Raw genomic sequence first — 9,749 nt, 5'->3', positions numbered from 1 at the left:
ACCGGCGCCGGCCGCAAACGCTGGACCATGCGCTGGAAGGGCGCCATGAACGCCTTCGACCTGGCCTTCGACGGCCGCCTCACCGCAGACCAACTCTAGCCACACCAACCCCAGCTACACCGCTCGCTTTACAGACCCTCAGGTTGGGCACGTGCCCTATCCGGCCAGTTATGCGAGACCACCAACGGGAGGTGTCGGCTGTCGGTCCCGTTTTCCTGGTGCCTTTCGGCCACCGGCATTCGCTTCTGGGCCATCCTGCGCCCGCTGGGGAGTTGAGCCTTCCTTGCGGTCGGCCTACCGGGTGAACTGTTCACCTGGACCCCATCGGGGTTTTCACGTTCCACATGAGTGAGATACGGCCGGGTTGGGTGCCCTCTGAACCCCGGGGACGGCGGTGCGCTCCCGGCTGGCCTACACTCCCAGCCGGCGCCTGCCGCTTTCCAACGGCCAGTCCCTCTTCTCCCACTGTTGCGACCCATCGGCGGGAGTCCGTTCAACGAGGCATCGTCGAGGATTCATTCACATTCACCCGTCCGGCCTTCCCCAGCCTGTAATCCCCGGATGGAACGGGAATCCTTGGGCCTTTCCCCGGGCTTCGCACTCCGCGATTACTCGCGACGCACGCCGGGGCCAATGGCCATGACTTAAGGTGGCCGGTCTGTGTGATGATCGGCTGGTGGCGGATCAGGATGCGGCGACTGAGGGCCGTCTGACGGATGACGTGGCGATCGGGCTGCTGGCGACGACCTTCCCGGACGAGACGGTCCGGGCGGCGATCGAGGCGACGGGCAAGCGTGAACAGCGCAATCGGGCTCTGCCTGCCCGGTTGATGGTCTATCTGTCGATGGCGTTGTGGCTGGACTTCGGCAAGGGGTACGTGCGGGTGCTGCGGAACCTGCTGCGCGGACTGCGGTGGGCGCGGGGTGGCTGGGATGGCTACGTGGTGCCGACGGACGGGGCGATCTCCCGGGCTCGGGACCGGCTGGGCAGCGCGCCGCTGCGCGCGCTGTTCGAGGTCACCGCGAAGCCGACGATTCCCGCCGGTCATGACGAGGTGTTCTGGCGCGACCTGCGCAAGGTGGTCGTGGACGGCACGGTCTTCGACGTACCCGCCAGCACGGACAACGCGTCGGCCTTCGATACCCCGGCCGGCGGGGTGTTGCCGCAGGCCCGCCTGGTCGCGATGGCCGAATGCGGCAGCATGGCCCTGATCGGGGCCGCCTTCGACTCCATCGAGGTCGGCGAACGCGCCCTCTTCGAGCGGCTGCTGGGAAAGCTCACCCCCGGCATGCTGCTGCTGGCCGACCGGGGCTTTCCTTCCTACGATCTGTACACGGCCAGTGCCGCCACCGGCGCACATCTGTTGTGGCGCGTCTCCGACTCCTTCACCCTGCCGGTCAAAAAGCGCCTGGAGGACGGCACCTACCTGTCCGAACTGCGCGGCAAACGGACCCGGGAGCGGGTCACGGTCCGCGTGATCGAGTACAGCGTCACCGACGACGACGGCGTCTCCGAAGTCTTCGCGCTGATCACCACTCTGCTCGACCCCGAGCAGGCACCCGCGCTCGAACTCGCACGGATCTACGCGGACCGCTGGCACGTGGAGATCCTCTTCCGCCTGGTCAAGGTGGACCTGCGCACACCAGGAGGAGTCCTGCGCTCGCACACCGCCGAGGGGGTCCGCCAGGAACTGTGGGCCCTGCTCTGCCTCTACCAGGCACTCCGCTCGCTGATCACCCGAGCCGTTGTGATCGCCGGAGTGGACCCCACCCGCATCAGCTTCCCGCCCGTCCTGGATGCCGTCAACGACTCCGTCGCGACGGCTTTTTCCCCCTGAACACCTCGCCCAGGCACTGAAGTTCTTCATCGCAGACCTCCCCCGCTGGGTCATACGCAACCGTCCCGACCGCACCGCCCCGATCAAGACCAAACGCCCCAGCCTGCGCTACCAGACCCGCAGCTCAGAGGACCCAGGAACCCGCCTCGTCACCCGCACCATCACCCTGCACCTCCTCGAACCACGAACGACTTAAGTCATGGCCATTGACGCCGGGGCGGGGACATGCCTTGCGCACTGGCATGGGTCTACACCTTCGACAGCATCGAACCTCCGTTTCTGTGTATTCCACTCAACTCATGTGACTTCGTGTCGCACATGGAGATAGCGGTAGGAGGTGGAGGCCGACAGGCCGTTATCGCGGGCGAGTTGGGTCAATCGGGTGCCGTCGATGAACCAGCGCAGGACGAGCACCGCCGGCCGGAAGCAGCCCAGCGCACGCCTGCCCTTGCGGGTTCCGGCCGCGATGCGGTGATCGCGCAGCAGCCGGGCCAGGTGCTCGGCAGTGGACCGCTTCACATCGAGCACGGCGGTGTATAACACTGATCGACACGTGAGGCCCCTCGGTCGGATCTTTGGTGCCTGGCCGACATGACGGCCTTCCTCGCCGCGAGCGGGGGCGAGCACGAACCGGTGCAGGGGGTGTGCGACAGGGGCCTTACGCCTGCCCGGACTTGGGGATGCCACAGGCCGCAGCGCCAACATCGCGATCACAGCGAGCGACGGGCCCTTACTGGGAAAGGCTCAATGGTTGCACCCAAGTTGCCCTGCCCCGGTATGGAGTTGCTGGGACTACTCCGTTCGGGTGATATGCGTTGATGGCCTCTTGTCACTCGATTGGGTCTGTGAGTCACTGAGAGTGTGAACCGGCGGGCTGCCCATCCCGTGCCGGAGGAACGTTGAGACAGGCAGCCCTTGCCGGTTTTCTCCTTGCCCAGGAGAGACGGCGCAGACTGCTGCGCCTCCTGTCGGCGTGCCGGGGCGGACATCTCTTCGTTCGTCCTGGACCCGGCCGCACTGACGGTGCCTGAAGGGGTCGGGAAGGGAGCAGGCTTGTCCCTTGCCTGCGGCTCGGCCCCACCACGCGGCAGCCGGTGGTCAGGCCCCCCTGCCGGTTCCTCGCATGTCCCCATCAATCAGCGAGGAGTGCCTCATGCCCATCTCTCCGAATCAGGGTTCCACCGGCGGCGGAACGCCGGTGACCATCACGGGTACGAACCTGTCCAACACCAGCGCGGTGACCTTCGGCAGCAAGCCGGCCACGAGCGTCACCAACGTCTCGCCGACCCAGGTCACCGCCGTGGCTCCCTCGGGAACCGGCACGGTCGGGGTGACCGTTGCCACTCCGGGCGGGACCAGCAACCCGGTGCCGTTCTTCTACGTCGGCGCCCCGTTCAAGTCGTCCCTGGGAACGACCTCCGGGGCGCTGGCCGGCGGCAACACGATCACCATCAACGGCACCGGCCTGTCCACGGCCACCAGCGTGTCCTTCGGCGGGGTGACCGCCACTCCGACAGTGAACTCCGACAGCTCGCTCAGCGTCACGGTTCCGGCGGGCGCGGCGGCCGGGCCGGTGGCGGTCAGCGTGACCACTGCGGGCGGCACCAACAACGGCCTGACCTACACCTACGTCGACACCCCCACGATCGGGACGGTCAGCCCCACCTCCGGGTCGACCTCAGGCGGGACCGCGGTGACCATCACCGGCACCAACCTCGACAGCACCGACTCGGTCACCTTCGGCGGCACCCCGGCCCCGTTCTCGGTGATCAACACCACCACGCTGTCCGCCGTCACCCCGCCCGGCACCGCAGGCGCGGCCGACGTGGTCGTGACCAACCCCGCAGGGTCCGACACCGCGATCGGCGCGTTCACCTACGTCGCCGGCCCCGGCATCTGACCCCTCCGCTGACCTTCGCGCAGCGAAGGCAACCAACCCCGTCCGGGCGGCAGTCCCCCCTCCGCCCGGACGGGCCCTACCCGCGTCCAAGGGGGCACCCGCTGGCGCGCCGTGCGTAAGCCCTCCGCAGCCGCGGACTGCGCCCTCTCTTGACGCGGATGAAATATTCCGCCGGACCAGCGCCCCAGCCCTGGGACGTCCACCAAGAGCGCAACCGCTCTGCCGCCCTGTCACCAGGACAGCTGCACCTGTCCCTGCCTTGCCTGAAGGAGTACAGCCATGGCTGCCCCTGTGGTCTCTTCGGTCAGTCCCAACCAGGGGCCGGCCGCCGGCGGTACCACCGTGACCGTGACCGGTACCAGCTTCACCGGCGCGACAGCCGTCCGGTTCGGCAGCAAACCCGCAACGTCGTTCAGCGTCAACAGCAGCACGCAGATCACGGCGGTCAGCCCGTCCGGCACCGGGACGGTGAACGTCACCGTCACCACCACTCAGGGCACCAGTACGCAAACGGCCACCTTCACCTATGTCACCGCATCGGCTCCCTCCCTCTCGAGCCTGTCGCCGAATCAGGGGCCGGTCTCCGGAGGGACCGCAGTCACGCTCACGGGTACGAATCTCTCCGGCGCGACGGCAGTGGGCTTCGACGGCGTCGCCGCCACATCGTTCACCGTCAACTCCGCCACGCAGATCACCGCCGTGGCCCCCGCTCATGCGGCCGGTGCCGCAGCCGTGACCGTGACCACCCCCGGCGGCACCAGCAACTCACTCGTCTTCACCTACCTCACGGCGCCTTCGGTCACCGGTCTGATCCCCACCCAGGGGCCGATCTCGGGAGGCACCACGGTCACACTGACGGGCACGAATCTCTCCGGCGCGACGGCAGTGGGCTTCGACGGCGTCGCCGCCACATCGTTCACCGTCAACTCCGCCACGCAGATCACCGCCGTGGCCCCCGCTCATGCGGCCGGTGCCGCAGCCGTGACCGTGACCACCCCCGGCGGCACCAGCAACCCTGACGATCCTCAGGCGTACTTCTTTTACGCCGCCTCCCCCTCGCTGGCCGCCGTCGCCCCTGCCTCCGGGACCACAGCGGGCGGCACGACGGTGACCTTGACCGGCGGCGACCTGCTGGGGGCGACGGCGGTGCGCTTCGACTCCGTGGCCGCGACGTCGTTCACCGTGGACTCCGCCACGCGGATCACCGCGGTCACGCCGCCCCATGCGGCCGGTGCCGCAGCGGTTACCGTGACGACCCTCGGCGGCACCAGCAATCCCGTCGGCTATGTCTACCTCGCACCGCCCACGCTGATCTCCTTGGTCCCCGACCAGGGACCGACGCACGCCGGCACGGTCATCACCCTGACCGGCACCAACCTCACCGTCACCACCGAGGTCCGCTTCGACGCCACCCCCGCATCGTTCACGGTGGTCTCCCCCACCCAGGTCACGGCCGTGGCCCCCGCGGGCACTGACGGACCGGTCAGCGTCACGGCCACCACCCCCGCCGGCACCACCAACGCGCTCACCTACACCCGGCTCCCGGCCCCCGGCGTCTGATCCCGAGCAACTGCCTTCGCCCGACGGGACGTCGTGCCAGGACGGCAACAGCACACCCCCACCCAGGCCCTGGGCCGCCGGGGGCAACAGCACGCCATTTCCTGGCTCTTCCCCACCGTCTGGCTCAGTGCCGGGTCGTCGAGCGGTCGACCGCCCGGCAGTCGGCGCTCTTGTCGAGTCCGCCCGGTGTGGGCTCGTTGGGTTCGGGGACGGTGAGGACGACTAGGTCGCTGTCGGAGCCGCAGTGCAGGTTCTGCCTGCCGGTTTGGGCCGTGGCGGACTGCGGTCCTGCTGCGGTGCCGTTCATGGCCGTGGCCTGGCCCCGGCGGTGAACACCGGGGCCGTGGCTGCTGGAGCCGTCCACGGCCTCGCAGGTCGTTCTCTTACTGACGGTGCCCAGGGCATTGACGGTGAGTACGTCGGCGGAGTTGCCGCAGTCCAGGTTCTGCTTGCCGCTTTGCGCGGTGGTGAACTGCGGCCCGAGGGCTGTGCCGCCGACGGCGGACGCGCCGACGGATCCCGGCTCCTCCACGGAACGGGTATGGCTGGCCCGGGCCCGGCCAGGGAGGTCCTGTGAGTCGTCCACGATCTGGCAGGTGGTCTCCTCCTCCACGGTGCTGAGCACATTGACGGTCATGACATCGGCGGAGTTGCCGCAGTGCAGGTTCTGCTTGCCGGACTGTGCTGTCGTGAACTGCGGGCCGAGAGCCGTGCCGCCGACGGCGGAGGCGTCAGCGTCGCGGCTGCCGGGGCGCGTGCATGTCCGCTCACGCCTGATGGTCCGCAGGACGTTGACGCTGACCAGCTCATGGCTGTTGCCGCAGTCCAGGTTCTGCTCACCGTCCTGTGCGGTGGTGAAGGGCCCGCCGCTGGCGTGGGCGGTCTCGTCGTGTACGCCCAGCAGAGTGCTGACGGCCATGGTCAGCAGCGCCGCCTTGCCGATCACGCTCATTCGTTTCCTCCGTCGTTCGAGCAGCCGGGGCACAGGGACCACGGTTCTGGTCAACGTGCCCGGAGGTCCTGAGGTCACGGACGGAGCCGGCCCACTACGCGGACGGCCCACGCAGCGCCGGATGGCAGCGGACATTCGGGCGAAGCCGTGATCGCTCACGTGTCTCACAGGCACACCGCGCGTTGGCAGCAATAAAAGCGATGGATGCGCGCCTGTGCGCGTGCAGTCAGGAGGATTGCACGATGACCGTTGTCGTACGACGTATGACCGGGAAGTCCGTACTCGCGGCTGTGGTGCTCGCCGGGCTGGTGTCCACGGGTACAAGCACGGGTGCGCCCCTCCCAGACGGTGGTGCCCAGGCCGACGGGGGCTCCGGAGCGGCCGAACTCTTCGACCAGAACACCGCGCTGGACGGCCGGCAGAACAACGCCTGCGGCGATTCCCAGACGCTCGCCGACATGCTCGGTGGCAGTGGCCGGATCGGAACGCACTGCACAACGGGCGCCCGTTCGCACAGCATCGACGCCACGAGCACCGGCGGCGGCGCCGAGGCCAGCGGAGGCGACGGCGTCGCCCTGCAGCAGAACATCGCCGAGCGCGGCCGGCAGAACAACGCCTGCGGCAACACGATCGAAAGCCGCCTCTTCGACGGCGAGACGGAAGCGCACTGCACAGCGCGCGACCACTCCCTGAGCAAGAAAACCCTCACCCACGCGGGCGCCGCACAGGCCACCGGCGGCAACGGAAACCTGTACCAGCAGAACATCGCTCAGCAGGGCCGGCAGAACAACGCCTGCGGCGACATGAACCAGGGCATTCTTTCCAGCACCACGGAAGCCGACTGCGCGGCGCACGACGGCTCGGTGAACAAGGGCACCGCCACCCGCGGTGACGGCGCCCGGGCCACCGGCGGCAACAGCACGCTGGGTGCGTCCCAGCAGAACATCGCCCAGGAGGGCCGGCAGAACAACGCCTGCGGCAACATGAACAACGCTGGCCTCCCCGGTGTGACCGAAGCCGGCTGCGCGGCCCGTGACGGCTCGGTGAGCAAGGGCACCGTCACCCGCAGAGGCGGCGCCGAGGCCACCGGCGGCAACAGCGAACTGGGTTCGACTCAGCAGAACATCGCCCAGGAGGGCCGGCAGAACAACGCCTGCGGCAACACCAACGTCGGTTCCGTCCCCGGTGAAGCACAGGCGCACTGCACCACGCATGACCGCTCGGTGAGCAAGGGCACCGCCACCCGCAGCGGCGGAGCCCGGGCCGCCGGCGGCAACAGCACCTTGAACCTGACGCAGCAGAACATCGCCCAGGAGGGCCGGCAGAACAACGCCTGCGGCAACACCAACTCCCTGACCCTGGAGGAAGGCCGGACGAACGCCCAGTGCAGCTCCACCGACGAGTCCATCGAAATCAGAAGCAAGAACCACGGCTAAAGACGCCGACCAGCCGCAGCACGTCGAAGGCGACGCAGTGGGCAGGCCACTCGCTGGCGAGCCGAGCGGCTACGGCGCGTCGCCGTTGCAGTTGACCCTGGAGCCGCTCGAACGCCAACCGGCCCGACTCCCACACCACCAGCTCACCGTCCAGCACCGTCGCGTCCGGCAACTGCCCAGCGGCGACCACAACCTCCGGGAAGCTCTGCGCCATGTCCGCCCCCCGCCGTGAGTGCAGCACCCCCCGGGGCCTGTCGGCGGAGAACTCCGCCCTCCACTGTCCCACTTCGGCTTGCCCGCCCAGCCCGGCCGCAGATCAGGGCTAGCGACTGTGGCGACAAGCATCGGCTTCGGCAGCGTCCCGTCACACTCGCATCCCTCCACCCGGCCTGTCCGCCACCTGAGCGGCTGCCCGCGCCCTCCTTCCGTAGTGGGCGCGGGCAGTGTTTGTCGACGGTTTCTGGGCTCTGGCAAGATTCCGTAGGCGGAGATCATTTTGATGTGGCGGTCTGTCTACCCGGGTCTTCGAATTTAGTCGGGGTCCCCTTCGCGTCGGGAGCATCTCGTGGTCGCGCAGAGTGACCGTAGGCGCTGGTTGGCGCGGTTGCGGTAGCCGAAGGCGCATCGCGCGTCGAGCTTGATGACGCGGTTGTTGCCCTCGCTGGCGGCGTTCGTGATCCCGGTCAGGACGTACGCCTTGATGCCGTCCCACCACTGATCGACGGTCTCGGCGAGGGTGGCCAGTTCCGACAGGTGGGCGTGGTCGGCGCAGTGGGCCTGGAAGCGGTAGCGGGCGGCGGAGATCGNTCGACGGTCTCGGCGAGGGTGGCCAGTTCCGACAGGTGGGCGTGGTCGGCGCAGTGGGCCTGGAAGCGGTAGCGGGCGGCGGAGATCGCGGAGTGGCCGGGAGCGGTGTGGGTGTGCTTGGCGGCCAGGTGGAGCAGGTTGCGCAGGAGTTCCTTGGCTTGCCAGCCGGCCAGGATCTGCCGCCCGTAGGTACCCATGGACGTCAACTCGCTGATCAGGAGGTCATGTTGCTCTGTGGTGAGGTCTTCCCTGTTGCAGCGCAGGAGTTTGCGGACGGTGTAGATCGCGTCGCCCTTGCGGGCACGGCGGCCGTGTTGCTTCCAGGTGAGGCGGCGGCGCAGGTCGGCCAGGTGGCGCTGGGCGAGCTGGACGACATGGAAGGCGTCCACGACCACGGTGGCGTGCGGCAGCGCGGCGCGCACGGCGGAGCGGAAGGTGGCACACAGGTCGATGGCGACGTAGCGGATCGACGTGGTCCACCAGGCCGGCTGGGCTGCCAGCCAGGCGGCAACGGTGGCGGCGTTGCGTCCCTCGACCTGCCCGAACAGGCCCTGTCCGCCCACCGCGTCGACGAAGCCGATGTGCCAGGCGTCCGCGACCAGCTCCCACTTCCCGTCGTCGTTCTGCTTCCAGACAGCCCGGCCACGGCGGGTCTCGTCGATCCCGATCGCCTCAGTGGCCGGCGGTGCGTCGGGCAACACCTGATCCGCGTAGGTGCGGGTGGCACGCATCACGACTGGCCAGGTGGGGCCCAGGTCACGGCCGGCCTGGACGACCGTGCGCCCGCCGTCGACCACGGCCTGCCCGCACGCGGTCCGCAGCCGCTCCGTCAGCCGCATTCGGGCCGGTATCTGCGCGATCTGCTCGGTGAACGATCCGCGCTCGCACTGCCGTTCGCGGCACTGCCAGCGCCGCTTGTGCCAGCGGATCAGCACAGGACTCCCGCCGTGCGCCAGGTCACGGGGCCGTGTCACGGCCCGTTCCTTAACCCGGGTGGCGAAGGTCCCGCACGACGGACAGGCCCGCGCCGCCGGGTCCGTAGTCACCAGATGGACCAGGCGCGTCCCGTCCTCGCCCCGGACCACCTCCACCACCGCGACCCCCTCCAGATCGAACAGCGCCGTCGCGCCGGTATCGTGCTCCATGCCGCCCGCGTCGCTCGTAGATCCACTGCTTCAGCAACAGTGATCATCCACAAGTGCCGCGGGCGGTTCGCGTTCAGGTCCGGCCTCCCGCGCGGCAGTCACGCTCCGCAGT

8 protein-coding genes and 1 pseudogene are annotated in these 9,749 nt (G+C 68.9%); 4 read left to right on the top strand and 5 right to left on the bottom strand.

The annotated features are described in order from the left end of the window. The first annotated feature begins 676 nt into the window (after positions 1–676). A complete protein-coding gene (locus tag H8R17_RS43435) occupies positions 677–1,837 on the top strand; it encodes an IS4 family transposase (protein WP_187828687.1) in 1,161 nt (386 codons plus the stop codon). A gap of 318 nt (positions 1,838–2,155) precedes the next feature. Here H8R17_RS43435 and H8R17_RS43430 read toward each other — a convergent pair. Next, positions 2,156–2,410 (bottom strand): annotated as a pseudogene (locus H8R17_RS43430) (hypothetical protein); the annotation flags it as partial. 580 nt (positions 2,411–2,990) lie between these two features. Here H8R17_RS43430 and H8R17_RS43425 point away from each other — a divergent pair. Together H8R17_RS43425 and H8R17_RS43420 are read left to right on the top strand one after the other, a co-directional pair. Then, positions 2,991–3,737: an IPT/TIG domain-containing protein gene (locus tag H8R17_RS43425; protein ID WP_187828686.1), complete on the top strand. Its 747-nt coding sequence runs from the start codon at positions 2,991–2,993 to the stop codon at positions 3,735–3,737. Between the two features lie 279 nt (positions 3,738–4,016). After that, positions 4,017–5,297 (top strand): IPT/TIG domain-containing protein, encoded by a 1,281-nt coding sequence (locus tag H8R17_RS43420; protein ID WP_187828685.1) that lies wholly within the window; start codon positions 4,017–4,019, stop codon positions 5,295–5,297. A 124-nt stretch (positions 5,298–5,421) separates the two neighbouring features. Here the strand turns inward: H8R17_RS43420 and H8R17_RS43415 are convergent, their stop codons facing one another. Continuing rightward, positions 5,422–6,249, bottom strand: a complete 828-nt coding sequence (locus H8R17_RS43415; protein ID WP_187828684.1) for a hypothetical protein — start codon at positions 6,247–6,249, stop codon at positions 5,422–5,424. Positions 6,250–6,491: 242 nt separating this feature from the next. Here H8R17_RS43415 and H8R17_RS43410 point away from each other — a divergent pair, with 242 nt between their 5' ends. Then, positions 6,492–7,685: a hypothetical protein gene (locus H8R17_RS43410; RefSeq protein WP_187828683.1), complete on the top strand. Its 1,194-nt coding sequence runs from the start codon at positions 6,492–6,494 to the stop codon at positions 7,683–7,685. Here H8R17_RS43410 and H8R17_RS48275 read toward each other — a convergent pair. The 3 genes from H8R17_RS48275 to H8R17_RS43400 form a co-directional block, all read right to left on the bottom strand. Next, complete coding sequence (locus H8R17_RS48275; RefSeq protein WP_262505983.1) at positions 7,663–7,899, bottom strand: hypothetical protein; 237 nt, start codon at positions 7,897–7,899, stop codon at positions 7,663–7,665. The two genes, H8R17_RS43410 and H8R17_RS48275, sit on opposite strands and share 23 nt — an antisense overlap. A gap of 317 nt (positions 7,900–8,216) precedes the next feature. Then, positions 8,217–8,429 (bottom strand): transposase, encoded by a 213-nt coding sequence (locus H8R17_RS49650; RefSeq protein WP_399478070.1) that lies wholly within the window; start codon positions 8,427–8,429, stop codon positions 8,217–8,219. Further along, a complete protein-coding gene (locus H8R17_RS43400) occupies positions 8,369–9,637 on the bottom strand; it encodes an ISL3 family transposase (protein ID WP_223126132.1) in 1,269 nt (422 codons plus the stop codon). Before H8R17_RS43400 ends, H8R17_RS49650 begins: the two co-directional genes overlap by 61 nt. Positions 9,638–9,749 lie beyond the last annotated feature (112 nt).

The sequence above is a fragment of the Streptomyces sp. TRM68367 genome (assembly GCF_014495685.1).
Lineage (GTDB): Bacteria > Actinomycetota > Actinomycetes > Streptomycetales > Streptomycetaceae > Streptomyces.
This window is presented reverse-complemented; position numbering and strand designations above follow the sequence as displayed.

What these genes read in the sequence shown, in the direction of transcription:
- H8R17_RS48275 (WP_262505983.1), bottom strand. Translation starts at nt 7,899, where the DNA reads ATGGCGCAGAGCTTCCCGGAGGTTGTGGTCGCCGCTGGGCAGTTGCCG.
- H8R17_RS43415 (WP_187828684.1), bottom strand. Translation starts at nt 6,249, where the DNA reads ATGAGCGTGATCGGCAAGGCGGCGCTGCTGACCATGGCCGTCAGCACT.
- H8R17_RS43420 (WP_187828685.1), top strand. Translation starts at nt 4,017, where the DNA reads ATGGCTGCCCCTGTGGTCTCTTCGGTCAGTCCCAACCAGGGGCCGGCC.
- H8R17_RS43410 (WP_187828683.1), top strand. Translation starts at nt 6,492, where the DNA reads ATGACCGTTGTCGTACGACGTATGACCGGGAAGTCCGTACTCGCGGCT.
- H8R17_RS43425 (WP_187828686.1), top strand. Translation starts at nt 2,991, where the DNA reads ATGCCCATCTCTCCGAATCAGGGTTCCACCGGCGGCGGAACGCCGGTG.